General features: G+C 71.4%; 24 protein-coding genes. 11 read left to right on the forward strand and 13 right to left on the reverse strand.

The window, feature by feature from the left end; all coding sequences use genetic code 11:
* The first annotated feature begins 197 nt into the window (after positions 1-197).
* Positions 198-824 (forward strand): response regulator, encoded by a 627-nt coding sequence (locus ACZ4TR_RS00330; RefSeq protein WP_155548437.1) that lies wholly within the window; start codon positions 198-200, stop codon positions 822-824.
* Positions 825-1022: 198 nt separating this feature from the next.
* Here the strand turns inward: ACZ4TR_RS00330 and ACZ4TR_RS00335 are convergent, their stop codons facing one another.
* From ACZ4TR_RS00335 to ACZ4TR_RS00355, 5 genes are all read right to left on the reverse strand, one after another.
* Positions 1023-2438 (reverse strand): GAF domain-containing sensor histidine kinase, encoded by a 1416-nt coding sequence (locus ACZ4TR_RS00335; RefSeq protein WP_465286253.1) that lies wholly within the window; start codon positions 2436-2438, stop codon positions 1023-1025.
* Between the two features lie 59 nt (positions 2439-2497).
* Positions 2498-5671 (reverse strand): thiol reductant ABC exporter subunit CydC, encoded by a 3174-nt coding sequence (cydC, locus tag ACZ4TR_RS00340; RefSeq protein ID WP_465286254.1) that lies wholly within the window; start codon positions 5669-5671, stop codon positions 2498-2500.
* A 104-nt stretch (positions 5672-5775) separates the two neighbouring features.
* A complete protein-coding gene (cydB, locus tag ACZ4TR_RS00345) occupies positions 5776-6783 on the reverse strand; it encodes a cytochrome d ubiquinol oxidase subunit II (RefSeq protein WP_465285135.1) in 1008 nt (335 codons plus the stop codon).
* A 126-nt stretch (positions 6784-6909) separates the two neighbouring features.
* Positions 6910-8382 carry a cytochrome ubiquinol oxidase subunit I gene (locus ACZ4TR_RS00350; protein WP_465285136.1) on the reverse strand — a complete coding sequence of 491 codons (1473 nt, stop codon included), beginning with the start codon at positions 8380-8382 and terminating at the stop codon, positions 6910-6912.
* A gap of 79 nt (positions 8383-8461) precedes the next feature.
* Entirely contained in the window at positions 8462-9421 is a 960-nt protein-coding gene (locus ACZ4TR_RS00355) for a S41 family peptidase (protein ID WP_465285137.1), read from the reverse strand.
* Positions 9422-9607: 186 nt separating this feature from the next.
* On the opposite strand from ACZ4TR_RS00355, the gene ACZ4TR_RS00360 reads away from it, so the two are divergent.
* On the forward strand, positions 9608-10195 hold the full coding sequence (locus tag ACZ4TR_RS00360; RefSeq protein WP_364516401.1) for a TMEM165/GDT1 family protein: 588 nt from the start codon (positions 9608-9610) through the stop codon (positions 10193-10195).
* Between the two features lie 56 nt (positions 10196-10251).
* Positions 10252-10914, forward strand: a complete 663-nt coding sequence (locus tag ACZ4TR_RS00365) for a DUF998 domain-containing protein (RefSeq protein WP_465285138.1) — start codon at positions 10252-10254, stop codon at positions 10912-10914.
* On the opposite strand, the gene ACZ4TR_RS00370 is transcribed toward ACZ4TR_RS00365, so the two are convergent.
* Positions 10911-11546 carry an IclR family transcriptional regulator gene (locus ACZ4TR_RS00370; RefSeq protein WP_465285139.1) on the reverse strand — a complete coding sequence of 212 codons (636 nt, stop codon included), beginning with the start codon at positions 11544-11546 and terminating at the stop codon, positions 10911-10913. The genes ACZ4TR_RS00365 and ACZ4TR_RS00370 overlap by 4 nt on opposite strands.
* On the reverse strand, positions 11543-12397 hold the full coding sequence (locus ACZ4TR_RS00375; RefSeq protein ID WP_364516399.1) for a hypothetical protein: 855 nt from the start codon (positions 12395-12397) through the stop codon (positions 11543-11545). Before ACZ4TR_RS00375 ends, ACZ4TR_RS00370 begins: the two co-directional genes overlap by 4 nt.
* Positions 12398-12482: 85 nt before the next feature.
* Here ACZ4TR_RS00375 and ACZ4TR_RS00380 point away from each other — a divergent pair, with 85 nt between their 5' ends.
* The 3 genes from ACZ4TR_RS00380 (at position 12483) to ACZ4TR_RS00390 (ending at position 16281) form a co-directional block, all read left to right on the forward strand.
* Positions 12483-13655, forward strand: coding sequence for a homogentisate 1,2-dioxygenase domain-containing protein (locus tag ACZ4TR_RS00380; RefSeq protein ID WP_465285140.1), 1173 nt, complete (start codon positions 12483-12485; stop codon positions 13653-13655).
* A gap of 78 nt (positions 13656-13733) precedes the next feature.
* Positions 13734-15542 carry a substrate-binding and VWA domain-containing protein gene (locus tag ACZ4TR_RS00385; RefSeq protein ID WP_465285141.1) on the forward strand — a complete coding sequence of 603 codons (1809 nt, stop codon included), beginning with the start codon at positions 13734-13736 and terminating at the stop codon, positions 15540-15542.
* A gap of 1 nt (position 15543) precedes the next feature.
* Positions 15544-16281, forward strand: coding sequence for a hypothetical protein (locus ACZ4TR_RS00390; protein ID WP_465285142.1), 738 nt, complete (start codon positions 15544-15546; stop codon positions 16279-16281).
* On the opposite strand, the gene ACZ4TR_RS00395 is transcribed toward ACZ4TR_RS00390, so the two are convergent.
* Positions 16278-17492 carry an MFS transporter gene (locus tag ACZ4TR_RS00395; RefSeq protein WP_465285143.1) on the reverse strand — a complete coding sequence of 405 codons (1215 nt, stop codon included), beginning with the start codon at positions 17490-17492 and terminating at the stop codon, positions 16278-16280. The genes ACZ4TR_RS00390 and ACZ4TR_RS00395 overlap by 4 nt on opposite strands.
* Before the next feature lie 92 nt (positions 17493-17584).
* Between ACZ4TR_RS00395 and ACZ4TR_RS00400 the strand changes: the two genes are divergently transcribed.
* Positions 17585-18520 (forward strand): LysR family transcriptional regulator, encoded by a 936-nt coding sequence (locus tag ACZ4TR_RS00400; protein WP_465285144.1) that lies wholly within the window; start codon positions 17585-17587, stop codon positions 18518-18520.
* Here the strand turns inward: ACZ4TR_RS00400 and ACZ4TR_RS00405 are convergent.
* Positions 18487-19515, reverse strand: a complete 1029-nt coding sequence (locus ACZ4TR_RS00405; RefSeq protein WP_465285145.1) for a hypothetical protein — start codon at positions 19513-19515, stop codon at positions 18487-18489. The two genes, ACZ4TR_RS00400 and ACZ4TR_RS00405, sit on opposite strands and share 34 nt — an antisense overlap.
* Positions 19516-19679: 164 nt before the next feature.
* On the opposite strand from ACZ4TR_RS00405, the gene ACZ4TR_RS00410 reads away from it, so the two are divergent.
* Complete coding sequence (locus ACZ4TR_RS00410; RefSeq protein ID WP_465285146.1) at positions 19680-20474, forward strand: DUF2470 domain-containing protein; 795 nt, start codon at positions 19680-19682, stop codon at positions 20472-20474.
* On the opposite strand, the gene ACZ4TR_RS00415 is transcribed toward ACZ4TR_RS00410, so the two are convergent.
* Positions 20466-20927: a PPOX class F420-dependent oxidoreductase gene (locus ACZ4TR_RS00415; protein ID WP_364516232.1), complete on the reverse strand. Its 462-nt coding sequence runs from the start codon at positions 20925-20927 to the stop codon at positions 20466-20468. The genes ACZ4TR_RS00410 and ACZ4TR_RS00415 overlap by 9 nt on opposite strands.
* A gap of 22 nt (positions 20928-20949) precedes the next feature.
* Here ACZ4TR_RS00415 and ACZ4TR_RS00420 point away from each other — a divergent pair, with 22 nt between their 5' ends.
* The 3 genes from ACZ4TR_RS00420 (at position 20950) to ACZ4TR_RS00430 (ending at position 23694) form a co-directional block, all read left to right on the forward strand.
* Positions 20950-21762 (forward strand): CPBP family intramembrane glutamic endopeptidase, encoded by an 813-nt coding sequence (locus ACZ4TR_RS00420; RefSeq protein ID WP_465285147.1) that lies wholly within the window; start codon positions 20950-20952, stop codon positions 21760-21762.
* A 40-nt stretch (positions 21763-21802) separates the two neighbouring features.
* Positions 21803-22990, forward strand: coding sequence for an arginine deiminase (locus ACZ4TR_RS00425; RefSeq protein ID WP_465286255.1), 1188 nt, complete (start codon positions 21803-21805; stop codon positions 22988-22990).
* Positions 22991-23139: 149 nt separating this feature from the next.
* A complete protein-coding gene (locus ACZ4TR_RS00430; protein WP_465285148.1) occupies positions 23140-23694 on the forward strand; it encodes a ferritin in 555 nt (184 codons plus the stop codon).
* A 76-nt stretch (positions 23695-23770) separates the two neighbouring features.
* Here ACZ4TR_RS00430 and ACZ4TR_RS00435 read toward each other — a convergent pair whose 3' ends face one another.
* The 3 genes from ACZ4TR_RS00435 to ACZ4TR_RS00445 form a co-directional block, all read right to left on the reverse strand.
* Complete coding sequence (locus ACZ4TR_RS00435; protein WP_465285149.1) at positions 23771-24595, reverse strand: hypothetical protein; 825 nt, start codon at positions 24593-24595, stop codon at positions 23771-23773.
* Positions 24592-25104: a SigE family RNA polymerase sigma factor gene (locus ACZ4TR_RS00440; RefSeq protein WP_364516395.1), complete on the reverse strand. Its 513-nt coding sequence runs from the start codon at positions 25102-25104 to the stop codon at positions 24592-24594. Before ACZ4TR_RS00440 ends, ACZ4TR_RS00435 begins: the two co-directional genes overlap by 4 nt.
* 210 nt (positions 25105-25314) lie before the next feature.
* Positions 25315-25668, reverse strand: a complete 354-nt coding sequence (locus ACZ4TR_RS00445) for a DUF952 domain-containing protein (RefSeq protein WP_364516225.1) — start codon at positions 25666-25668, stop codon at positions 25315-25317.
* Positions 25669-26026: the final 358 nt, after the last annotated feature.

A 26026-nucleotide genomic window follows, 5' to 3' on the forward strand; every position in this document is an offset into this window, starting at 1 on the left:
GCCTCACCAAAATCCGACCGGCTCGTGATTATTTCCCTTTTTGCCCGTGACCTGCGGAATTCAGTGGCAGGAATACGTACCGGCGGGTTTGTTACGAGATCCGCGGTCACACTTTGGGGCTAATCGACCGGCCGCGGCGGGTGTGACGTGCGGACCAGCCGTCACCGCGGCGCACGCGTACCCCGTAGCCTGGGGATATGCCGATCCAGGTACTGCTCGTCGACGACCACGAACTGGTCCGCCGCGGGCTCCGCGACCTCCTCGGCGACGAGCCCGACATCGAGGTCGTCGCCGAAGCGGGCAGCGTCGAAGAGGCCCTGGCGGTCGCGATGCACGTCGAGCCGGAGGTCGCGGTGGTCGACGTCCGCCTCGGCGACGGTGACGGCATCACGCTCTGCCGCGAGCTGCGGTCCAAGCCGAACCCGCCGGCGTGCCTGATGCTGACCGCGTTCGACGACGAAGAGGCGATGGTCGGCGCGATCATGGCCGGCGCCGCGGGGTATCTGCTGAAGCAGGTGCGGGGGCAGGACGTGGTGTACGCGGTCCGCGAGGTGGCGGCCGGGCGGTCGCTGCTGGACCCGGTGAGCACCGCGCGGGTGCTGGACAAGATGCGGCACCCGCCGACGGACGAGCTGGCGACGCTGACCGAACGCGAGCGAGACGTGCTCGAGCTGATCGGCCAGGGCCTGTCGAACCGCGAGATCGCCGAACGGCTGTTCCTCGCCGAGAAGACGGTCAAGAACTACGTGACGTCGGTGCTGGCGAAGCTCGGCATGCAGCGCCGGACGCAGGCCGCCGCCTGGATCGCGCGCCGGGAAAAGTAGCTCCGCGCAACCACCCGGTCCGCAAGCCGCCGTTCGCTGCGTCCTTTTCACCGGTCGTCACGGTCCGCCATCCCAATCGGCGGTTTTGACCTGCCGTTTTCACTCGAATGTGAGTCGAATGGGTGTTCGAAAAGCCGGTACGATCTTCACTGAGGGCGAGGAAGGGAGGCGGGATGACCCGAGAAGGGTAGATCGAGCTCAGGCAAGTGGGAGGTCGAACGCGACGAGCGTGCCGAGGCTGGGCGAGGAGTTCAGGAAGAACTTGCCACCGGCGGCGTCCGCGCGTTCGGCAAGATGACGCAGGCCACGGGTGGCGACGCCTTGGGGGACGCCGGAACCGTTGTCCCGGACACGGAGTTTCACGCCGCCGGAGTCCCTGGTCAGGGTCACGCGGGTTTCGCTCGCGCCGGAGTGTCTGACCACATTGGACAGAGCTTCGCGCAGGGCGGCCCGGATGTGGTCGGCGCTTTCCGCGGGGATGTCGGCGAATTCGCCGGACAGCTCCAGGGTCGGCGGGTACCCGAGTAGCTCGCCGGCGATGCGGACCTCGCCGCGCGCCGACTCGGCGAGGTCGGTGGGCGTGCCGGTGTCGTGGCGAGGCTCGGGCGACCTCAGCGCGCGCACGGTGCCCCGGATCTCCTCGATGGTTTGGTCGAGCTGGTCGATGGCGTCCGAGAGCCGCGCACCGTCGGCCTGGGCGAACCGCTTGCGCATGTTGCGCCGAACCCGGTCGAGCTGCATCCCGGCGCCGTAGAGGCGTTGGACGATGACGTCGTGGAGTTCGCGAGCGATCCGTTCCCGCTCTTCGTAGAGCGCGACGCGGTGGCGGGCGTTGGCGCCTTCGGCGAGCGCGAGAACGACCCCGGCTTGGGCGGCGAAGGCAACGAGCATCTCGACGGTCCCCGCGGAGAACGGCTCGCGCCCTTGCTTCCGGTAGACGGTGAGAGCGCCGAGAACGCGCCCCCCGGACCCGAACGGCGCGGCGGCGAAGGGCCCATAGCCCTGCAGTTCGGCGGGAACGTAGGGCGCGGTCCGCGGATCGACGGTGAAGTCGGCGCTGGCGATGGGCTCGCCGCCCCGGGCGACCCGCCCGGCAGCGGAGTCCGCGGAGAAAGCAAGCCCGCGCAAAGCCTCCCCGGCACTCACTCCGCTCACGACGCCTGCGGTGCTTGCACCGCTGCCTGCGACTGTGTCGCCCAGCGAAGCATGCGGTTCACTGGCGCGCTCTTCGGCCGCCAGGCCGCCTGCCGCTCCGGCTTGGCCGCCCGCCCTCGCATCCGCCGAAGCCGGTCGAGCGTCGGCGCTCCAGTCGGCGAGCGGGCCGGCCTGCCTACCCGGCGCCGGATCACGGTCGTCGGAAGTGCTGCTTTCCGCCTTCGGGCCGGTCAGCTCGGCTGCAGGTGTCGCCGGGTGGGCGGTGGCGTAGTGGGCCGCCTCGACCACCACTCGGCCGTCCTCGGCGCTGACCATGGCCAGGCCCAGGTCCGCGTCGGCGAGTTCGGCCGCGCGGGCGACGACCGTGTCCAGCACCGCTCCCGGGTCGTCGCCGGACAGGGCGGTGCTCGTGATCTCGGTGGCGGCGGACAGCGCCCGCGCGGCAAGCGTCGGATCCATGAGTTCCGTCATTATCGCGCGACGCTGCGGCGGCGCGCCAAGCACGCTCCGAGAATCGATCACGGCACCGGCACCCGCGCCACGACCCGGCCGTCGCGCACCTCGAACACCACGTCCGCGCCGGCGGCTTCCTCGGCTCGGTGGGTCACGTGCACGACCGTCCGGCCCGCCAGCGCCGCCCGCAGGTGCGCGCGCACGACCTGGGCCGTCGGCTCGTCGAGGTGGGCGGTCGGTTCGTCGAGCAGCACAAGACCGGCCGACGGCGCCCCGAGCAACGCCCGCGCCAGCGCGACGCGCTGTGCCTGGCCGCCGGAGAGCCCGCTGCCACCGCTGCCCAGCACCGTCGACGGATCGAGGTCGCCGAGCGCGGCCTGCCGCAACGCCTCGCGCAGATCTTCCGCGGTTGCCGTCGGCTGCGCGAGCCGGAGGTTCTCGGCCACCGTGGTGCCGGCGAGCATCGGCTCCTGAGGAGCCCAGGCCACCCGCTCCGGGACGGCGACCACACCGCGCCGAGGAGCGAGAAAGCCCAGCAGCGCGGCCACGAGAGTCGACTTGCCGGCACCGCTCGGCCCCACCACCGCGGCGTACGTCCCCGGCGCCAGCTCGAGGTCGACACCGCGCAGAACCACCGGCCCGCCCGGCCAGCCGAGATCCGCTCCTCGCAGCACCACGCGGTTGTCGTCTTTGTGCGGCACATGAACCGACGCGGGTGTGTCGGCCAGGCGCTGTCGAGCGCGCTGGAGGGTGTCCCAGTGCTGGGCCGCCGGTGGCAGGAGCGTCAGCACCTCCGCCAGCGCCAGCGGCACCAGAGCCAGCAGCGGCGCGAGCACGGCGTCGAGCCTTCCCGCCGCGACCGCCTGGGCGGCCAGCGCCGTGCTCACCACCGCGCCCGCTCCGCAGGCCAGCGTGATCAACGCCTCCGCCGCGCCCGCGCCGAACGCCTGGCGGCGCGCCTGCCCCGCCAGCCGCGTGTCGGCCTCCGTGAGCGCATGGCGATGGTCGCGATCCTTGCCGTACGCCAGCAGCTCCGCCGCCGCTTCGAACAGCACCAGGACTCGCGATGCCACCTCGCGCCGGCCGTCCGCCAGGGCCGTCGTCGCGCGGCGTTCGGCGTGCAGGGCCACCCATGGTGCGCACAACCCCACCGCCACCGCCGCCGCCAGGGTCAGGCCGGCCGCGGGCAGGACCCACGTCTGCACGGCGATCGCGCCCGCCGCGACCAGCGCCACCACCAGCGGCGGCGACACCACCCGCGGCAGCAGGTCGCGCACCGTGTCGACGTCGGCGACCAAGCGGCGCTGCCCCTCGCCCGCGCGCAAGCCCCGCGCGGGACCGAGCCGGACGAGCGAATCCCACAGCCGCACCCGGAGGCGGCCAGCGATGCGGAACGCCGCGTCGTGCGTGACCAGCCGTTCCACGTACCTCAGCCCGGCGCGGCCCAGCCCGAACGCGCGGACGCCGACCACCGCGACCGTCAGGGTCAGGATCGGCGGCTGCTGCGACGCCCTGGCGATCAGCCAGCCCGACGTCGCCGTCAGCGCCACCCCGGCCAGCAGTGCGAGCGCGCCCAGCGCCGCGCCGCCGAAGAGCCGGCCGTCGAGCAGGGCCCGCCACGCGATCGGCGACGCCGGAGCGTCCACAGTGGACTCCGCAGTGAGAACCGGGGCCTCGGACGGCAGGTCGACCGCCGCCGTGTGCTCGTGGGCCGCGATGATCGCCGCGGCGCCGTCGTCGACCGCTCGCTGGACCGCGTCGAGCACCAGTCGCGCGTTGGCCTCGTCCAGGTGGGCCGTCGGCTCGTCGAGCAGGAGCAACCACGCGCCGTCCCGCACTCGCTGAAGCGCCCGGGCGACCGCGACGCGCTGACGTTGCCCCAGCGAAAGCCGGGCCACCGGCCGGTCCGCGAGCCCGGTCAGGCCGAGTTCGTCGAGCAAGCCGTCGGAGCCGATCTCTTCGCGGACCGTGCCGCCGGTGAACACCGGCGACTGCGGCACCCACGCGACCTGTTCGCGCCAGCGCGCGAGGTCGGCGTCGGCGAGATTCGTCGAGCCGACCGTGATGACGCCGTCGTGGGCCGGGACGAACCCGAGCAGCGCCGCGAGCGTCGTCGACTTGCCGCCGCCGCTCGGCGCGCGAAGCCAGACAGTCTCGCCCGGGCGGACGCTGAACGTCTCGCCGTCGGGTGCGAACCCGCCGCGTCGCGCCACGCGCAGGGACGACACCCGAAGTGAGCCACGCGAAGGGACCGCGGTGCCGGACGGGGGCACCGGCTCGGCCAGCAGGTCGGCGACACGCCGGACCGCTTCGACGCCGTCCTCGCTGGCGTGGAACGCGGCGCCGACCGCGCGCACCGGCTGGTAGCACTCCGGCGCGAGGATCAGCACGCCGAGCCCGATGGCCAGCGGCAGGTTCCCGCCGGCGAGCCGGACGCCGATCACCACCGCGACCAGCGCAACCGACAGCGTCGCGATGAGTTCGAGGACGAACGCCGAGGAAAACGCGACCTGCAACGTCTTGAGCGTCGCGCGGCGGTGGCGTTCGGACAGCTGCCGGACCGTCTCGCCCTGCGCGGCGGCGCGGCGGAACGCGGTCAGCGCCGGCAGCACGCGCACGAGCTCCAGGAGCCGTTCGGACATCCGGTGCGTCGCGTCGGTCGCGCCCGCGACGCGCCCGGCCGTGTACTTGCCGACGAGGATCGCGAACATCGGCAGCAGCGGCACCGTGAGCGCGACGATCACGCCGGACGGCCAGTCGGCGAACAGGATCGCCGCGCCGGCGCCGAGCGGCACGACCGCCGCCGTCACCAGAGCGGGCAGGTATTCGCGGAAATAGGCATCGAGCGCGTCGAGGCCGCGGGTGGTCAACGCCGTCAGCTCGCCGTGGCCGCGGCGGGCGATCCACTCGGGCCCGAGGCGCAGCGCGTGGTCGACGGCCTTCGCGCGCAGCTCCCGTTGCGCGGTCGCGGCGGCGCGGGCGGAGACCGTGCGCACCGCCCAGCCGGTCAACGCGCGCGTCACGACGAGCGCGAGCAGCGCGGCCAGCTGGGCGGTGCGTCCCCCGGAACCCGCTCCGACGATCGCCGCGAGGACGTCGGCGAGCAGGAATGCCTGGGCCACCAGCGCGAGGGCGTTGAGGAAGGCGAGAAACCCCACCAGGGCCAGCGCCCGGCGCACGGCCGGCACGAGGGCCGGCAATGCGCCGAGCGGGCCCTTTCCCGGCCGCGCCGAGTCCACTGTGGACTCCGAGGCGGAAAGGGGTGCGCGTCCGGGAAGCTGGGACAACCGGGGCTCCGCCCCGGGCCGGGGGCTCCGCCACCCGGAACCCCCGAGGTGTTTCGTCATGGCGCGTGGACCGCCGGGATGTGCTGGGTGCCGATGCGCTTGCGGAACACCCAGTACGTCCAGCCCTGGTAGATCAGCACGGCCGGGGCGCCGAAGACGGCGACCCAGCTCATCACGGTCAGCGTGTACGGGCTCGACGCGGCACCCTCGATGGTGAGCGTGTTGGCGACGTCGAGGGTCGAGGGCAGGACGTTCGGGAAGAGCGCACCGAACATGACCACCGCGGCCCCGGCGATGACGACGCCGAGTGCGGCGAAGGCCTGCCCGTCGCGGTCGGCGCGCAGCCGCAGCCAGGCGACCACCGCGGCGAGAGCACTGATCCCGAACGCGAGCAGTGTCCACAGCGTGCCCGAGCGCCACTGGACGACCGACAGGAACGCGACGATCGGCACCATCGCGACCGGCAGGAGCCTGAGCGCCAGGCCACGGGCACGTTCCCGCAGGTCACCACTGGTTTTGAGGGCCAGGAAGGTGGCGCCGTGCGTGAGCGAGAAGGCGACGACCGCGATCGCGCCGAGCAGGGTGTCCCAGCGGAAGGCGGCGAACGCGGAGCCGACGCGGTTGCCGGCGGCGTCGAGAGGCAGGCCCAGGACGGTGGTGGCGAGGATGAGGCCGACACCCAGCGGCGCGACCCACGAGCCGGTCATGATCACGCGGTCCCACGTGCGCCGCCAGCGCTCGGAGTCGACCTTCCCGCGGTATTCGAACGCGACGCCGCGGCCGATGAGGGCGAGCAGCACGATCAGCAACGGCAGGTAGGCGGCCGAGAACAGACCTGCGTACCAGGCGGGGAAGGCGGCGAACATGGCTCCGCCGGCGACGATGAGCCAGACCTCGTTGCCGTCCCAGACCGGCCCGATGGTGTTGACCATGACGCGGCGCTCGGTGTTGTCGCGCGCGAGGACGGGCAGCAGCATGCCGACGCCGAAGTCGAAGCCTTCGAGGAAGAGGTAGCCGAGCCAGAAGAAGGCGATGACGGCGAACCAGATCGTGGCGAGGGTCATCGCGTCCCTCCTCGAGCGCGGTAGCCATGAGTTATCCACAGCCAGTGGAGTTGTCCACAGGTCGGCTGTGGGTAACTCGGGAGAGTGAAGACACCAGCACTGTGGGTGTCCATCGAGTCCACCACCTCAGTACGCGAAGGCGAGCGTGTCGCCGTCGGTCTTGTCGGAGTCCTTCTTCGGCGGAGGCATCACCGCGTCGACGCCGCCCCGGATGTACTTGCGCATCAGGTACAGCTCCACCACGCCCAGCGCCGCGTACACCGTGGTCAGCGCGATCAGGGACGTCCACACCTCACCCGTCGTCAGGTGCGAGACCGCCTGGGCCGTGAACATCCACACCCCGTCGACACCCGAGGGGTTCGGGACGACCACGAACGGCTGACGGCCCATCTCCGTGAAGATCCAGCCCGCGCTGTTGCCGAGGAACGGCGTCGCGATGCCGCCGAGGACCAGCAGCGGGAACCAGCGGCCCGCCGGAACGCGGTCCTGGCGCGTCAGCCACAGGGCCAGCAGGCCGATGCCCGCCGACACCGCGCCGAAGCCGATCATCATGCGGAAGCCCCAGTACGTCACCGGCAGGTTGGGCACGTAGTCGATGGGCTTGCCCGCCAGCGAACCCAGCGCGGGGTCGTCGGGGTAGTTCGTGCCGTACTTCGCCTGGTACTCGGTGATCAGGTCCTCGACGCCCTTGACCTCGGTCTTGAAGTCGTTGTGCGCCAGGAACGACAGCAGCGCGGGCACGTTGAACGTCTTGACGTCCTCGCAGTCGGCCCCGGCGACGTCGCCGATCGCGATGATCGAGAAGCTCGCCGGCTTTTCCGTGTGGCACAGCGCTTCCGCCGACGCCATCTTCATCGGCTGCTGCTCGAACATCAGCTTGCCCTGCGTGTCACCCGTGATCGCGAGGACCGCGAACGCCGCCACGCCGACCCAGCCGCCCAGCCGCAGCGAGGACCGCCACACGTCCTGATCCGAGCCGCGCCGCCACAGGTGCCAGCCCGCGACGCCCACCAGGAACGCCGCCGCCACCGAGAACGCGCCGGCCAGGGTGTGCGGGATCGCGGCGAGCGCCGTGTTGTTCGTCAGCACCGCCCAGATCGAGTTCATGGTCGGCTTGCCGTTCTCGAACGTCACGCCGACCGGGTGCTGCATCCACGAGTTCGCGGCCAGGATGAAGTACGCCGATGCCATCGTGGCCAGCGAAAACGCCCACGCGCACGCCAGGTGCACCTTCTTCGGCAGCCGGTCCCAGCCGAAGATCCACAGGCCGAGGAAGGTCGACTCGACGAAGAACGCGACGAGCCCTTCCATCGCGAGCGGCGCGCCGAAGACGTCGCCGACGAAGCGCGAGTACGCGCTCCAGTTCATCCCGAACTGGAACTCCTGCACGATGCCGGTCACGACGCCCATGGCGAAGTTGACCAGCAGCAGCTTGCCCCAGAACTTCGTCATCTTCAGGTGCCGCAGCTCGCCGGTGCGGACCCAGCGGGTCTGCATCGCCGCGACCAGGATCGACAGCCCGATGGTCAGCGGGACCATCAGGAAGTGGTAGACGGTGGTGATGCCGAACTGCCACCGCGCTAGCTCAAGGACCTCCACGTGGTCCAGCGTGCTCCGGAGCCGGGGGCCCAGCCAGATCAAGTGGTCCCCTCTGGCCCGGGACCAACGTCCCGGGTGACTACAGCCGGTCGAGCGCCTGCCGTGCCTCGTCCGCCACCGTCCGCCGCGGACCGGCGGAACCCAGCTCCAAGACGTGCTCGAGCGCCAGCGCGTACGCCGTGTCGAACGCCCTGTCTGCGGCGACCGGCAGGTCCGGGCGGACGCCGGTGCCTTCCCAGTTCTCCCCCGTCTCCGGGTGGAACGAGCGCGCGATCGACACGGTCACGTCGAGGTAGGTGTCCACTTTGTACTGCTCACGCGGGTGCGCGCCGCCGCGGGTGGCCTCCCCGACCGTCTTCGCCCGGCCTTGCTGCTGGAGCGAGAACGCGAGGTCCTCGCCGCCGGAGAACGTCCGCGGCCCGGTCAGCACCCAGACCGGCTTGGTGCCGCCGAACCGCAGGCCCGGAACGTACGGCAGCGTCCACATCTGAGTCGTCCGGTGGCCCTCGCGCTCGTAGATGTCGAGGTAGTGCACCTGCTCGTCGACGAGGTAGGTCTGCAGCAGCGCGCTCGTGCCGGGGGTGCCGCCGCGGTTGCGGCGCACGTCCAGCAGGAGGGCGTCGGCAGGCGCGAGCAGCGTCATCGCCGCCGCGATCGCGGGTCCGGCCAGCTCGGGCGGGTAGAGCATCGTCGTGTCGAGGTAGCCGACGTTGCCGGCCAGCCGCCGGACCTCGGCGATGCCGAAGCCCTCCAGCTCGGCCCCGAGCCGGAACCCGTCGGAGTTCACGGCCGCGTCGCCGTCGTCGGCGACGGGGTCGACGTGGTGGCGCAGGCGCAGGTGCTTGTCGCCGTTCACCGACTGCAGGTCCGTTGTGACGAGCGTCGCGAATTCCGCGTCACCGAGTTCGTCGTACGCGCCTTCGCCAAGACGCTGGCGAAGCGCTTCTGCCAGCTTCGCCGCGACGTCCGGGAACACGTAGTGAGCTTCCAGCCGGCGGATGACCTCTTCGACCTGCGCAGCACGCGCCTCAGACCCCATGGCCGCCAACCTACCCCAGCCCACAATCGAATTTTCGGTGCGCCGAAGAAAATTGTGCGACGCGGCTTGATGACAAATTCATGACTGCCGATCCGGCAATTTCGCGCAAGCCATCAGCTTGCGCCGTTCCGAAACTCCCCTTTATCGTTGCAGTGAAAGGGGCGAGAAATACACATGACTCCCGCAATGGTGGCGCTGATCAGCGCGTTCGGCCTGGTCCTCGCGGTGGAACTGCCGGACAAGACGCTGGTCGCCACCCTGGTGCTGACCACGCGTTTCCGCGGTGGCCCGGTATTCGCCGGCGTCTGCGCGGCGTTCGCCGTGCAATGCGTCATCGCGGTCGCGTTCGGCAGTGTGCTGACGCTGTTACCGGACGTCGTCCTTTCCCTGGTGGTCGCCGCGATGTTCGGCCTCGGCTCTTTCATGCTCCTTCGCGAGGGATTCAGCGAAGCCGACGAAGCAGGCGAAGACGCTTCGCGCGTCGGCCCCGCCCCGCTCTCCTTCCTGCGCTCCGCGATGACGTCGTTCGGCGTGCTCTTCGCCGCCGAGTGGGGGGACGCCTCCCAGCTCGCGACGGCGAGCCTCGCTGCCCGCATCGGCAACCCCGTCGCCGTCGGCGTCGGCGCGTTCGCCGCGCTCATCGTCGTGGCCGGGCTCGCGGTGTTCATCGGCGCGAAGATCCGCAGCCGGATCAAGCCGAAGCTGATCCAGCGCTGCGCCGGGTTCGCGTTCGCCGGGTTCGCGGCGTTCGCCCTGCTCCAGCTGGCTTTCTGACCGCTGGTTCACAGGTTCGCCGGGTAACCTTTCGGAAACGGAAGGGTGGAAGCCAGGTGAACAAGCCCCTGCCCGCGGTCTCGCCGCTGCACGGCCGGATCGCGCTCGGCGGCATCGGCCTCGCCGTGGCCATCTCGATCGACCTGCACCTGCGGCTCTCCGGCCAGGTCAGCCCGATCTGGCAGACGCTGTCGGAGTACGTCTACGGCAAGCTCGGCTCGTCGTCGGCCGCTCCCCTGTTCAGCGTGATGTGCCTGGCCCTCTCGCTCGGCTCGGTCGCCCTGCTCGCCGGCATCGCGAAGGCCCACCGGCCGGGCACCACCGCCGTCTGCGTGCTGACCGGCGTCTGGTCGGCCGGGCTCTTCGTGTGCGGGCTCGTCCCCGTGGACCCGGACGGGCAGGCGCGGTCGCTGTCCGGGCAGGTCCACAACATCGCCGCGCTCACGGCGTTCGTCGCGCTGCCGGCCGCCGCGTTCGTGCTCACCAGGCGCGGTCGCGAGCGCTGCCCGTGGGAGCCGCGCAGGACGACGATCCGGCGGCTCGCCACGGCGAGCTTCGCCGCCATCGGCATCGTCCTCGCCGGCTTCGTCGTCACGCTCGTCGTCGGCCCGGCGCAGCAGGACGTCACGCTGGGTCTGTTCGAGCGCCTGCTGTTCACGATCGACGTCGCCCTGCTGCTGACCATGGTCCGGCCGCTGCTGGTGGTTCCGCGCCGCTAAGCGCGCAGGATGTCGGCCAGCCGCCCGGCGGCCGCGACGACCTGCGGGCCCACTTCGGCGGCCTTGAGCGGCTCCATCGAGACGACGCCGACGCTCGCCTTCAGGCCCGGCACCCCGCGAACCGGCGCCGCGACGCCGGACGCGCCCGCCTGCAGCTCACCCGTCGACGTCACCCAGCCGTCGCCGCCCGGGCGCAGGGACATCGCCTTGCCGGCCGCACCCGACGTCAGCGAGTGCCGGCTGCCGACGCGGTAAGCGACGTGGAAGCTCGTCCACGACGGCTCGACGACGGCCACCGCAAGCGCTTGCGTCCCCTGGGCGACCGAGAGGTGCGCGGTCGCGCCGACCTTCTCGGCCAGCTCGCGCAGCACCGGGCCGGCCGCGTCCCGCAACTGCGGCAGGACCTGCCCGGCCAGCCGGAGCAGGCCGACGCCGAGCCGGACCTTGGTGCCGTCACGCCAGACCAGCCCGCGCTCCGACAGCGGCACGAGCAGCCGGTAGACGGCCGCGCGGCTGGCCCCGATGGCCACGGCCAGCTCGGAGATGGTCGCCGCGTCGCCGCCGGCGTCGGCCACTGCCTGCAGCAGCGCCAACCCCCGATCGAGCGTCAGCGACCCCTCCCGGCCGGTCACAGCAAGCCGAGTTCGCCCATGTCGGCGACCGGCTGCTCGAACGACGCCGCCGCGTACGACGCGAAGAGCGCCCGAACGGCCTTCGCGGCCTGCTCGGACAACCCGCGGGCCTCATCGGCCAGCGCTTCGGCGTCGGTCGACTCCAGCGCCTCCCGGACGTCGCCGCCGGAGAGGCTGCGCCCGGAGGCCACGAGGAGGTTGAGGAAGCCGTGGTGCACGAAGCCGGTGTCGGGGTCGGCGTGCCGGACCGCGCGGTGCAGGCTGTTCGTCGCCTTGAACGACGCCCCGGTGGACCCGCTGACGACGGCGAGGAAGTCCGCCACCTCGTCGACGCTCGGGAAGTTCTCCCCCGCCTTGCCGCCGCAGCGGATCTTCGGCCAGCTGCCGTGCTCGATGACCTTCCGCACGCCGTCCAGCCAGCCGACGCCGCGCCGCGGCTCGACCACGCGGATGACGTCCTCCGGGACGAACTCCGAGACGCGCTCCAGCCAGACCTCGTCGACGTCCGACGGCGCCGGCATCTCGACCATCCGCAGCGCCAGCAGCTCGCTGCGCGACTCGACGATCGAGATCGCCTTCGGGACGCCGCCGAGGCCGGTGTCGATGATCAGCGAGAACGGCAGCGGCTGCTTCGGCTTGATCTTGATCAGCTCGGTGATCAGCTCCGGCAGCCGGGACGCCTGGCAGAGGAAAACCCCCAGTACACCGGCGTGTTCGGACTCCCGGATCGCGAAGTGCGCGCGCAGGGCTTCGGGCATGGCCGCATCGCCCGGAGGGAACAGCGCCGAGTCGTCGACGAGCCTCGCGAACAGGGGAGGGATTCCACGGGGGCCGGGGGGCGTGAGTTCCACAGCGCTTGACACGACTGACACGCTAGTAGCGTACGACATCAGGACAAAATCGTTCGCACAACGGACGCGTAAGAAGGGGTTGTCGATGCCTTACTACCGGCGAGTAGGTGAGATCCCGCACAAGCGGCACACCGCGTTCCGGAAGCCGGACGGCGGGCTCTACGCCGAGGAGCTGATGGGCGTCGAGGGCTTCTCCGCGGACTCCGCGCTGCTCTACCACCGCGGCCTGCCGACGGCGATCGTCGACGCCGTGGCGGTCGAGGAGGACCGCGGGCCGCTGACCCCGAACCACCCGCTCAAGCCGCGGGCGTTCCAGACCCGGGACCTCAAGTTCGGCGCCGAGGCCGACGCCGTGACCGACCGGCGCCGGCTGTTCGGCAACGCCGACGTCACCATCGGGTTCGTCACCGCGACCGCGCCCAGCCCGCTCTACCGCAACGCGGCCGGCGACGAGCTGTTCTACGTCCAGGGCGGCTCCGCGACCGTCGAGACGATCTACGGCAGCCTCGAGATCGGGGACGGCGACTACCTCGTGCTCCCGACGTCGTGCACCTACCGCGTCGTCCCCCACGGCGAGGTCGGCCTTTTCATCCTCGAGGCACGCGGGCACATCGGGCCGCCGAAGCGGTACCTGTCGGCGAAGGGGCAGTTCCTCGAGCACTCGCCGTACTGCGAGCGCGACGTCCGCGGGCCGGCCGAGCCGCTGCTGGCAGACGGCGAGGACGTCGACGTCCTCGTGCGCCACCGCGCGGGCCTGACGCGCTACACGTACGCGACGCACCCCTTCGACGTCGTCGGCTGGGACGGCTGCCTCTACCCGTGGGCGTTCAACATCGACGACTTCGAGCCGATCACCGGCCGCGTGCACCAGCCGCCGCCCGTGCACCAGACGTTCGAGGGCCCGAACTTCGTCGTCTGCTCCTTCTGCCCGCGGAAGGTCGACTACCACGAGGACTCGATCCCGGTGCCGTACAACCACGCGAACGTCGACTCCGACGAGCTGATGTTCTACGTGCGCGGCGACTACGAGGCCCGGAAGGGCTCGGGCATCGGCGTCGGCTCGCTCTCGCTGCACCCGTCCGGCTTCACGCACGGCCCGCAGCCGGGCGCGGCGGAGGCGTCGATCGGCGCGGAGTTCTTCGACGAGACCGCGGTCATGGTCGACACGTTCGCGCCGCTGGACCTCGGCGAAGCCGCCGACGCGTCCGAAGACCCCGGCTACGCGTGGACGTGGTCGCGCCGCGGCCCTAAGGGATAGTCAAGTTCACGAATTACCGTCCCATCCTCGTTCCACTGCCCGATAATGGTATTCCGGTGGCGGAACGGGGAGGGTTCGATGATCAATTCCCAACCAGCACGGCGAAAGAGAAAGATTCTCCCGTTCGTGGCCGCGATCCTGGTGGCCGCCGGGCTGATCGTCGGGATCCGAGCCTGGACCAGCGGCTCGAGCGACGAGGCGGACCAGGTGAAATGCACCGGGTCCGACGCCGTCGCCCTCAACGTCGCGTCGTCCCCGGAAAAGGTCGGAATAGTCCAGGAAGCCGCCAAGGCCTACTCCGGACGGACCGTCGCCGGGCACTGCGTCGACGTCATCGTGAAATCGAAGTCGTCGGGTATCGCGATGCAGGCGCTGGCGAACGGCTGGAACGAGGCCACCGACGGGCCGCGCCCCGACGTCTGGACGCCGGCCGCGAGCGGCTGGGTCAACCTGCTGCGCGTCAACGCGAAGGGCGACTCGGCGTCGATCGTGCCGGACGGTGACCCGCAGTCGATCGCGAACTCGCCGCTGACCGTCGCGATGCCGAAGCCGATGGCCGAGGCGCTGGGCTGGCCGGCCAAGCCGATCGGCTGGAAGGACCTCGCCACGCTCGCGACCGACCCGGCCGGCTGGGCGAAGTACGGCCACCCGGAGTGGGGCAAGTTCCGGCTCGGCAAGACGAACCCGAACATCTCCACCGCGGGGCTGAACGCGACCATCGGCGCGTACTACGCGGCCACCGGCACGTCGTCCGACCTCACCGCGGCCGCGCTCGAGAAGCCCGAGGCCAGGCAGTTCGTCACGAACATCGAGCAGGCGATCGTGCACTACGGCGACAACACGCTGACCTTCCTGACGAACCTGCAGAAGGCCGACGACCGCGGCGCGGCGCTGTCCTACATCTCGGCGGTGACCGTCGAGGAGAGCTCGCTGATCGGCTACAACCAGGGCAATCCCACGAACGATCCCGCCAAGGTCGGCCAGCACGCGCCGCCGAAGGTGCCGATCGTCGCGATCTACCCGGCCGACGGCACGCTCAACTCCGACCACCCGTTCGTCACGCTGAACTGGGCCGACCCGACGCGCAAGCAGATCGCCGCGGACTTCCTCGGCTACCTGCGGGGGCCGGAGACGCAAGCGCGGTTCGCCGCGCTGGGCTTCCGGTCGTTCGACGGCAAGCCCGGCCCGCAGGTGACGACCCAGAACGGCGTCCAGCCCGACGCGAAGATCAACTTCATCCGGCCACCGTCGCCTGCCGTGCTCTCGAAGCTGCTGAGCTCCTGGAGTGAGCTGCGCAAGAAGGCGAACGTGCTGCTGGTCGTGGACGTCTCCGGTTCGATGGGCGACGAGGTCAAGGGCACCGGCAAGAGCAAGATCGACCTGGCCAAGCAGGCCGCGATCGACGCGCTCGGCCAGTTCGTGCCGCGCGACCAGGTCGGGCTCTGGCAGTTCTCCACCCGCCTCGACAGCGACAAGGACTACCAGGAGCTGGTGCCGGTGCAGGCGCTGGGCACCAGCGGCAAGGAGACCCTCGCCAGCCGGCTGAGCGGGTTGACGCCGCAGGCCGGCACCGGGCTCTACGACTCTTCGCTGGCCGCGTATGAGTACATGAAGGCGCACATCGACCCGGCGGCGATCAACGCGGTCGTGGTGCTGACCGACGGCCGCAACGAGGACTCCGGCGGCGTCGACCTCGAGCACCTGCTGCCGCAGCTGCGGCCGGAGGGCAACGCGGAGACGGTCCGGCTGTTCACGATCGCCTACGGCTCGGACGCCGACCAGGGCGTGCTGAAGCAGATCGCCGAAGCGACTGAGGGATCGGAGTACGATTCGTCCAAACCGGACTCGATCAACCAGGTGTTCACCTCCGTGATTTCGAATTTCTGACATGAAGTTCGCCCGTGAGCTCGCCGAACCGTGGGGGCTGCTGCTGGCCGCCACCTCGGCGGGCGTGGCGTGGGCCGTCCAGCTGCCGGTGTTCGCGTCGCTCGGCGTGGGCGTCGCCGTGCTCGCGGCCTGGGCGGGCGTCGGCGTCGCAACCCGCGAGAAGGAACCTGCGCCCCGCGAAGCGCGGATCCTCGACGTCGACGCGGGTTCGGCCGAGGCGAACTGGCTGCGCCGGGCCGAGGGCGCGGCCGACGGGTTCGGGTCGCTGAGCGAATCCCTCGACGCGGGCCCGCTCGCCGACCGCGTCGCGGACATGGAGCCGGTGGTCCAGGAGACGCTGGCGACGCTCCGGCGCCTGGCCGGCCGCGCGTCGGCGACCGGGAAGGCCCTGTCCCGCGTCGACCTCGAGACCGTGACGCGGGAGCGGCGCCGGCTGGAGCAGTCCATGGGATCGGCGCGCGAGGAGGTCCGCGGCGATCTCGAACAGGCGCTCTCGGCGGTCCAGGCCCAGGAGGACGTGCACGCGCGGCTCTCCGGCGCGCGCGACAAGCTGCTGGCGCAGCTGCAGTCGGGCGCGTTGGGGCTGGACAGCCTGGTGGCGCGCGTCGCCGAGCTGACGGCGGCGACCACGGACGTCGCGGTGGACACCGGCGCGGTGCGCGAGCTGAGCGACCAGCTGGAGGGCATCCGGCAGGGCGTGCTGGAGACCGAGCAGGCGACGCGGAAGTCGCTGGGTTAGGCGGCTACCGGCGTCCGGTCCCGGCGAGGCAGCAGCAACGGTGTCACCAGCACGAGTACGCCGGCGGCACCGATCGCGACCCGCGGGCCGGTGAAGCTCGCGAGCACACCCCACAGCGCGGTCAGCGCGGCGATCGACGCCTTGGTGCTGACCGACCACGCCGAGAGCGTGCTCGCCACGCGGTCCGCCGGAAGCTGCTCAAGCCGGTAGGTAGCGAGCACCGGGTTGAACACGCTGCAGCAGACGATCAGGCCGAGTTCGACGACCATGACGAAGGCGAGCCCGCCGGCGCCGCTCGGCAGGAACGCCAGCGCGAGCAGCCAGCACGCGCGCAGCGCTCCCGAGGTCAGCAACACGGCGTGCCGCCCGAACCGCGTGACGAGCCGCGGGGTCAGCCGCGACCCGGCCAGCCCGCCGAGGCACGGCACCGCGAACGCGAGCCCGTACTGCCACGGCGTGAACCCGAGCTGGTTCAGCATCAGCACCGCGAGCAGCGGTTCGGTGCACATGATCAGGCCGTTGAAGAGCAGGACGTTGAAGTACAGCGGCCGCAGCCCGGGGTGGGTCAGGATCGTGCGCCACCCCTCGGCCAGGTCCCGCGCACGCAGGCGAGTGGTCTGCCGCGGGGGCGGTTCGGCTCCGCCGATCGCCCGGATCCCGAGCGCGGAGAGCAGGAAGCTGACGGCGTTGGCGGCCACCGACGTCACCGGCCCGAAGAGCGCGAACGCCGCCCCGCCGAGCGGCGGGCCGAGCGCGGTGGCCGTCCAGTTCGTCGACTCGAACCGCCCGTTCGCGACGAGCAGGTCTTCGGGCGGCACGAGGCCCTTCAGGAAGGCGCCGCTCGCCGACGTGAAGGTGATGTCCGCCGCGGCGACGACCACCGAGACGACGAGCAGCTGGGCGAAGCTCAGCGACCCGAGGGCGTAGAGGGCCGGCACGCTGATCAGAGCGGCGAACCGGACGAGGTCCATGGCCACCAGCACCGGCCGCTTGGGCCGCCGGTCGACCCACGGCCCCAGCGGCACGGCCACGAGCGCGCCGACGGCCGGACCGACCGCGGCGAGCGCCGAAACGGCCGCGGGCCCGGCGTGCAGCACGAGGATCGCCAGCATGGGAAAGGCACCGAAGCCGAGCCAGGTGCCGAACGCGCTCACGGCGTAAGCCGTCCACAGCCACCTGAACCGCCGCCCGAGCGACCTTCCGCGCATCACCGGAGGATCAAAGCGAAGAAGGGCCGCGGGGATCAAACAACCACCGCATCGGCGCGCCACAACCCCGCGTTGTGACCCTAGAGTCGGTCGTCGTGGATCTCGATGCCGTGCGCACCTTCGTCGCCGCCGCGGACGCCGGCCGGTTCCAGGACGCCGCGGCCGACCTCGCCATCACGCAGCAGGCCGTCTCGAAACGCATCGCGGCGCTGGAGAAGACGCTGGGCGCCCGCCTGTTCACGCGCACCGCCCGCGGCGCCCGGCTCACCGGCGAGGGCGAGGCGTTCCTGCCGCACGCCCGCGAGCTGCTCCGGGCCGAAGCGCGAGCGCTCGCCTCGGTCCGCACCGGCCCGCTCCGCGTCGACGTCATCGGCCGGCGCCTCGGCACCGCGGCCCTGCTGCGGGACTTCCACACCGCGCACCCGCAGGTCGCGCTGGAGGTCCTGACGCTCTTCGACGCCGCGGCCGCGATCACCGCGGTGCGCGACGGCGAGATCGACGCGTCCTTCCGCGCCGTCGCCGCGCGCGAACTGCCGGAGGGGGTCGCGTCGGCGTGGGTGCACGACGAACCGCTCCACCTCCTCACAGGCCCCGCGCACGCCCTCGCCGATTCGCCCGCGGTGACTCCGGAGCGCTTGAAGGGCCACCGCATCTGGATGCCGGGCATCGTCCCCGGCACCGAATGGGCGGCCTACTACGCCGAGTTCGCCGCCGCGTTCGGGCTCTCGATCGACGCGGCCGGCCCGAACTTCGGCACCGAGGTGCTGTTCGACTTCCTCGCGGAGTCGGCCGAGGTGGCCACGCTGATCGGAACCGGCGCGCGGTTGCTGTGGCCGGCGGGTCACAACCTGCGGCAGGTGCCGATCGCGAACCCGACGCCGGTGTACTCACACTCCTTGGTGTGGCGCCGCGACAACCCGCACCCGGCCTTGGCCGCGCTACGCGCCCACCTCCGGTCCGGCTCGCGGGCCCCGGACGCTTGGCGGCCGAGCTGGGCTCAGCCCAGCCAGACCGTGCCCAGCACCGGATAGCCCGGCACGCCCGCCTTCGCCGAGCCCGGCCTGGGGACACCCGCGATCCACAGGCGGCCCGTCGCCGCGATGTTGGCCGCCATCGAGGGGTCGGCCCTGGGCAGGCGGAACCCGATCACCGTCCCGTCGGCGAGCATGGTCAGGCCGCTCGCCCGGGCCGCGCCGTGGCGGCCCATGCGGACCGGACCGTCGAGGACCGCGCGCAGCTCCGTCCAGTGGTCCGCCGGCAGCGGACGGCGGTAGGCGACCGCTCGCAGCGCGGTCACGAGCGCGCCCAGGAGCGCGCCCGCCGCGACGGTCAGCGCCGCCCACTTCGTCACCGGGAAGTCGACCCGCACCCACACGGCGAACGCGGCCAGGACCAGCAGGAACGCCGCCGCCGTGCGCAGTTCGCGGGCGATCCGGCGGCGGTGCGCGGCCAGCACGGGGTCGAGCCGCGGCGAACCGGACGCCACCACGGGCGGCACGGCCACCGCGCCCGCCGGCGGCGCGTCGAAGATCCGGGCGCGGCGCACCCGCACGACCCCTGCGAAGCCGACGAACACCTTCGGGCCGCGGCCCAGCAGCCACACCCGCCGGTGCCCGGCCAGCAGCAGCCGGTACGCCTCGTCGAGCCGGACGCGCAGCCAGCGGCCGTCCGGCAGCCGGACGCCGACCGTCCGCCCGGCGGCCACCAGCCCGCCGGGCGCGATGTCGACCTGCCGGAACGGTTCCCGCTTCAGCCGGGTCTCGGGCACCCGGAGGTGGGCGCGGTAGCGCCACCACGCCACGACCGAACCGGCCAGCGCGAGCGTGCCCAGTGGCAGCGCGATCCCGGCGCCGGTGAAGAACTGGGCGATCCCGAGCACCGGCAGAGCCCAGGTCAGCAGGCGCCCGTCCGCCGCGGTGCGGCCGATCCGGTCGAGGTACTCGCCGAAGATCGGGAGCGCGCCCGACGGCATGGCGGGGTCGAGCTCGAACGCGGGCACGCGTTCGGGAACCGGGACGGTCTGCACGCTGGCCCCCACCGTGTCGATTGGTCACCGGTCTTTTCGGAATTTTGCACAGCGCCGTTACCCGATACTCCGTTCAGCGGAACACCGCCGTGACCCGGACCGCACACGAGCGACTATCCAGACCGTCGGATTCAGGTTAGGCTCACCTAAGTAGGAGGTGAGCCGTGACCGAGGCCCCGACATCCATCCGCCGCCCGCCGGCACCGAACCCCGCCGAGCGAGCCAAGACGATCGCGACCCGCAACGGTCCCGCGTCCCTGATGCCCACCTGCGAACGCGCCGGTCTCGACAGCGAGCGCGTCGTGCCGCTCCTGCACCACGTGCACCACAGCGGCAGCGTCAGCGTGCTGCTGCCCGACGACCACCCGATGGTCGGCGCGGCCCAGCAGACCCAGCGCGGCGAGCTGGCCGTGATGGTCGAGCTCGCCGACCAGGCGCCGGTCGCCCTGCGGGAGCCGATCCGCGGGCTGCTGTGGATCACCGGCTGGCTGCGGCCGCTCTCGCCGGTGTCGGCCCGCGCGCGGGCGGTGTCGATCGCCGAGTCGCGGCCGGACGAACGGGTCCTCGATGTCGGCCACGGCGTCACGCTGCTGCGGCTCACCCCGGCGTCGCTCGTGCTCGCCGACGCCGAAGGCACGCACTCGCTGCGCCCGCACATGTTCAGCGCGGCGCCACCCGACCCGTTCCACGACTACGAAGCCCAGTGGCTGCGGCACCTCGAGAGCGACCACTCCGACGTCGTCGAGCAGCTGGCCAAGCACCTGCCGGCGGAGCTGCGCGGCGGCCGGATCCGCCCGCTCGGGCTCGACCGGTTCGGGCTCCGGCTGCGCGTCGAGTCCGACGCCGGCGACCACGACGTCCGGCTGGCGTTCTCGAAGTCCGTCGAGAGCCCGCCGCAGCTCGCGATGGAGCTGCGGCGGCTGGTCGGCTGCCCGTTCCTGCGGGGCGCGTCAGGCTAGCTCGGCGGGGAAGCCGCCCTTGGCCAGCGGGCCCCAGCTCTCGATGGTCACGCGGATGATGCTCTTGCCCTGCTTGACCATCGCTTCGCGGTATTCGTCCCAGTCCGGGTGTTCACCCGAAATGGCCCGGAAGTACTCCACGAGCGGCTCGACGGAATCCGGGATGTCCAGCACTTCGGCCGTGCCGTTCAGCTGGACCCACTGATCGTTCCACTCGTCGGACAGGATGCAGGCGGAGACCTTCGGGTTGCGCTTGATGTTCACGATCTTCGCGCGCTTCGGGTAGGTCGAGATGACGAGCCTGCCCTCGGCGTCGACGCCGCACGTGACCGGCGAGAGCTGCGGCCCGCCATCGGCCTTCGTGGTCAGCAGGATCGCGCGGTGGCGGGTGGACAGGAACTCGACCAGCGCGGCGCGGTCGACGGTTTCGTTGGTGGCGATGCTCCTCGGCATACCCCGAAGGTAGCGTGCGCACATGACGTTCACCGCGCGATCGTGGCTGGCCCCGGCCCGGCCGCCGTTCCCGGAACCGATCGACGACCCGCGGGAGCGCCGCGCGATCAAGATCGAGCTGCTGATCGTCTTCGGCATCACGCTCGGCCTGTCCGGCGTGCGCAGCCTGCTGTCCCTTGTGGACTCCTTGCTGCAGCCGACGCCGTTGGCCCAGCAGCAGGTCCAGCTCAACGTGCCGCAGGCCGCGGCGAGCCTGATCGACCTGCTCAAGCAGCTGCTCTCGGCCGCCCAGCTGGTCGGCTGGGGCGCGCTCGGGCTGTACTTCCTGTGGCGGGCGGGCATCAAGATGGCGCAGGTCGGGCTGGACCGCCGGTCACCGCGGCGGGACGCGTTGCTGACGCTCGGGCTGGCCGCGCTGATCGGGATCCCCGGCCTGGCGCTGTACTTCATCTCCTACCACCTGGGCTTCAGCCTGGCGGTGCAACCGTCCACTTTGGGCGACACGTGGTGGCGGCCGATCACGCTGACGCTCTCGGCGTTCGGCAACGCGTTCGCCGAAGAGGTCCTGGTCATCGGCTACCTGCTGACGCGGCTGCGCCAGCTCGGCGTCCGCGAGAACACCGCGCTGGTCGGTGCCGCCGTGCTGCGCGGGTCGTACCACCTGTACCAGGGGTTCGGCGGGTTCGTCGGCAACCTGATCATGGGCCTGGTGTTCGGGCGGCTGTGGCAGAAGACGAACCGGCTGTGGCCGCTGGTCGCCGCGCACACGCTGTTCGACTTCGTGTCGTTCGTCGGGTATGCCCTGTTGAAGGGGCACGTTTCCTGGTTGCCCTGACTAAGCTCGGGGGGTGATCGACGAAACGGCACCTCCCCGGGTGGACAGCGAAGTCGGACCCCTGCGCGCGGTGCTGCTGCACCGGCCCGGCAACGAGCTCAAAAGGCTGACGCCCCGCAACAACGACCAGCTCCTCTTCGACTCGATCCCGTGGGTCGACCGGGCCCAGGCCGAGCACGACGCTTTCGCCGACGTGCTCCGCAGCCGCGGCGTCGAGGTGCTGCTGCTGGCCGACGCCCTCCGGACGGCGCTGGAGGACGACCGCGCCCACGCGGCCGGCGTCCACGCGGCGGTCGACGACCGGCGGCTCGGCGGCGACCTCGCCGACTCGCTGCGTTCGCACCTGTCCGGCGTCACGTCGGCCGGCCTCGCCGAGGTGCTGATGGCCGGGATGACGTTCGAGGAGCTGCCCTCCGCGGAAGGCGCGTCGCTGGTGCGGATGATGAACCACCCGCACGACTTCGCCGTCGACCCGCTGCCGAACCTGCTGTTCACGCGCGACTCGTCGGCCTGGATCGCCGACCGCGTCGCGATCTCGTCGCTGACCATGCCCGCGCGCCGCCGTGAGACCGCGGTGCTGGACCTGATCTACGCCTATCACCCGTACTTCCGGCACGCGGCCCGCGCGTACGGCGCGCATTCGGCGCCGATCGAGGGCGGCGACGTGATGCTGCTGGCACCGGGCGTGCTCGCCATCGGCGTCGGCGAGCGGACGACCGCGGCCGGCGCGGAGTCGCTCGCGCGGTCGGTGTTCGCCGACGGCATCGCGCACACCGTGCTCGCGGTGCCGATCGAGCAGTCGCGCGCGACCATGCACCTGGACACGGTGTGCACGATGGTCGACGCCGACGCGGTCGTGATGTACCCGCTGGCGCGCGACTCGCTGACGGCGTTCACCATCCGCCCGACCGGCGACGGCGGCGTCAAGGTCGCGGGCCCGACGCCGTTCCTGGTGGCCGCGGCCGAGGCGATGGAGATCGACCGGCTGCGCGTCATCGACACCGGCCTCGACCCGGTGACGGCCGAACGCGAGCAGTGGGACGACGGCAACAACACCTTGGCGCTGGCGCCGGGCGTGGTCGTGGGGTACGAGCGGAACGTGGAGACGAACGAGCGCCTGGAGGCGGCCGGCATCGAGGTGCTGCCGATCGCCGGGTCCGAGCTGGGCTCCGGCCGGGGCGGGCCGCGGTGCATGTCCTGCCCGATCCGCCGGGAAGCGTTGCGGTGAATTCAAGTAAGCCTTCCCTAAATGAGTACGACATTTAGGGAAGGCTTACTTAAATTAGGTTCGTCTTCTTTAGGAATGGTAACCCTAATAGGGTCCAGATCACCAGCCCCGAGTGGCCTTTCAGCGAAACTTGATCTATTCTGATTCTCATGTCCCTGACGAAGAAGAAAGAACCGCGCTCGAAGTTCTACGAACTGCTGCAGGCGCAGATCCACAACGAGTTCAACGCGTCCCAGCAGTACATCGCGCTCGCGGTCTGGTTCGACGCCGAGGACCTGCCGCAGCTGGCGAAGCACTTCTACAAGCAGTCCGTCGAAGAGCGTAACCACGCGATGGCGCTCGTGCAGTACATGTTGGACCGCGACCACCACGTCGAAATCCCCGGCACGGGCGAAGTGCGCAACGACTTCTCCGGCGTCACCGAGGTCATCGAGCTCGCACTCGAGCAGGAGAAGGACGTCGCCACCGACATCTCCGCGATGGCCAAGGCCGCCCGCGCCGAAGAGGACTACATCAGCGAGCAGTTCACGCAGTGGTTCCTCAAGGAGCAGGTCGAAGAGATCTCCCAGATGAGCACGCTGCTGAACGTCGTCAAGCGCGCGAACGGCAACCTGTTCGAGGTCGAGAACCACCTGTACCGCGAGTCCGTCGGCGACGGTGGCCGCGATTCCGGGATGCCGCCCGTCGCCGGCGGGGCACTCTGACAGCCTCCCACCACGAGGTTCGAAAACCCGGGCTCTCCCCCTGTGGACAGCCCGGGTTTTCGCATGTGGCCGGCGCTCAGCCGGCGCAGTCCTGGTTGACGCTCATCAGGCTCGTCTGCACGACCCCGGAGTCGTCGAGCCGGAAGTGGTAGTCGGCGGCGTCGGTGGCCGGGGCGACGACACCCCCCGGCTCCTCCTTCGCGGCGGGGTAGGTCGCGAGCACCTGCTCCTTGCTCGATCCGGCGCCGATGCCCTCGGCGGTGTGCGCCACCTGCTCCGGGGTGACGACCGTGAGCCCGACCGCTTTCGAGACCACGACGGTCGCGGCCGACGGCACCCCGCTGCCCTGCGCGGTGTACACGGTGCAGCTGGCACCGGCCTGCGATTCGGTGAGCGTGACGCCCAGCGCGGCCAGCTGGGTCTCGGACATGCCGAGCTTGATGGTGCCGAAGCCGTCCGAACCGAGCAGCGGCCCGCTCAGCACGGACGGCAGCTTCGACGGCGGCTGGGCCGACAACGGCCGTGAAGCCTTCGACGTCGGCGAAGCGGGAGGCGCCGAGACCTCGATGTCCTGGGTCCTGGTCGGCACGGGGGCCGAGGTCTGGGGCTGCCGCCCGGCCGTGAGGTTCTCGGGCGGCTTGACGCTGATCGAAGATCCGTCGGCGGTCATCACCGCGGTGCCGTCCTCGGCGTGCAGGTGCACCATCGTGAGCCCGCCCGAGACGGCCACCACGGCCGCCGCGACCCCGGTCACGGCCAGGACGCCCTGACGACGGCGACGACGCCGTCGCGCACCGGCGACGATGGTCGTGCCGGCCTCCGGTGGCGGCGGCAGGTCCAGCCGTTCGTCGGCGAACAGCTCACGCAGGCGCTGCTCGAGCTCGTCCTCGGAGATGTTCAACCCGCGTCACTCCCTTCGCCTTGGATGTCGGCCACGGTCAGTTTCGACCGCAGTGACGCGATCGCCTTGCTGGCCTGGCTCTTGACGGTGCCCTGCGTGACGCCGAGGGCACCGGCGATCTCCGCTTCCGAGAGACCTTCGTAGTAACGCAGGACCATGACGGCCCGTTGTCTCGGCGGCAGCGTTCGTAACGCGCGCCACAGCGGCTCGTGCTCGAACGGGTCGTCCGGCACGTGCGGGCTGGTGTCCGGCAGATCGGCCACCAGGTTCTCCCGGCGCGTCCGGCGCCACCGGCTGACGTGCGCGTTCGCCATCGACCGGCGGACGTAGGCGAGCGGGTCGCCCGTCTTTTCGTGCACGTAGGTCCAGCGCGAACCGATCTTCTCCAGCACGGTCTGCACCAGGTCCGCCGCGTCGTGCGGGTTTCCGGTGAGCGCGTGGCCGTAGCGCAGCAGCCCCGGCAGAGTGGCCTGCACGAAGTCGCCGAAGTCGGCCAGCTCACCCGGCAACGTCGCGGCCCTCCCTCGGCCTGCGCTGGTCACCCAGGTATCTCCCCCGGTGAAGACGGGTGCCGCAGCCGTCACCGTATCGCCTCCCATCGGGGTCGGGTAGCCAGAAGCCGAGTCGCTTTCCCCCTCCACACGCATCACAGCCCCCTCAGGTTGCCCGCGTTCCCGCCCGGATTCGCCGCCGCCCGGCCGGGTGATGAGTTGCCCACGTCAGCGGCGCGCGAGCGAGTCCGGCAGCCGGAAGCCACCCTCGGCCGTTTCGGCGAACGGGTGCACGCCGACGACGGCGGCGTGCGGAATCGGCCCGTAGACGTGCGGGAACCAGATCCCAGCCGGATGCGGCGGCGCGCCGTCTTCCCAGCGGACCGGCGCCTCGACCTTCGCCGGGTCGATCTCGAGCAGCACCAGGTCGGTCCGGCCCCGGTAGCGCACGTTGGCCGGCAGGTGCGCCGTGCCGAAGTCGGAACAGTGGATGAACCCGACCTCGTCCAGAGAAGCCGGCCGGTACTCGCCGCCTTCGCCCACTTCGGCCCAGTCGGCCGCCCCGCAGATGTGGAGTATCACGCGGAGAATGGTCCCACCACGCCGTTCCGGCGGCGGTGTCTCGTACGCCACATAAGGCCTGGTTGAACGCTCACCGAGCAGTTTCCGGTCACCGGGACGGACCGGTGGTCCGGCACTTTCCGACAGTGTCCGACGCGGGATGCGGGAGAGCCGGCTCCTCATGCTGGGCGCGCGGGCTGTCATTCAAAGCCGAACGGCGTGAGGTGAGGGACAGCCAGTCTCCTCGCTCCGGCCGCCGCGGACTGCCGCTCGAAAGCCGGCGGGGCCCACCTGTGGACCCAAGCCGCGGGCCGGTGCGGTGCGGCCGGACCCGAGCCGCCGCCGAGCGTGGTGCTCGGCGGCGGTGGTGGTCATTCCG

It is taken from the genome of Amycolatopsis sp. NPDC028719 (genome assembly GCF_055565395.1).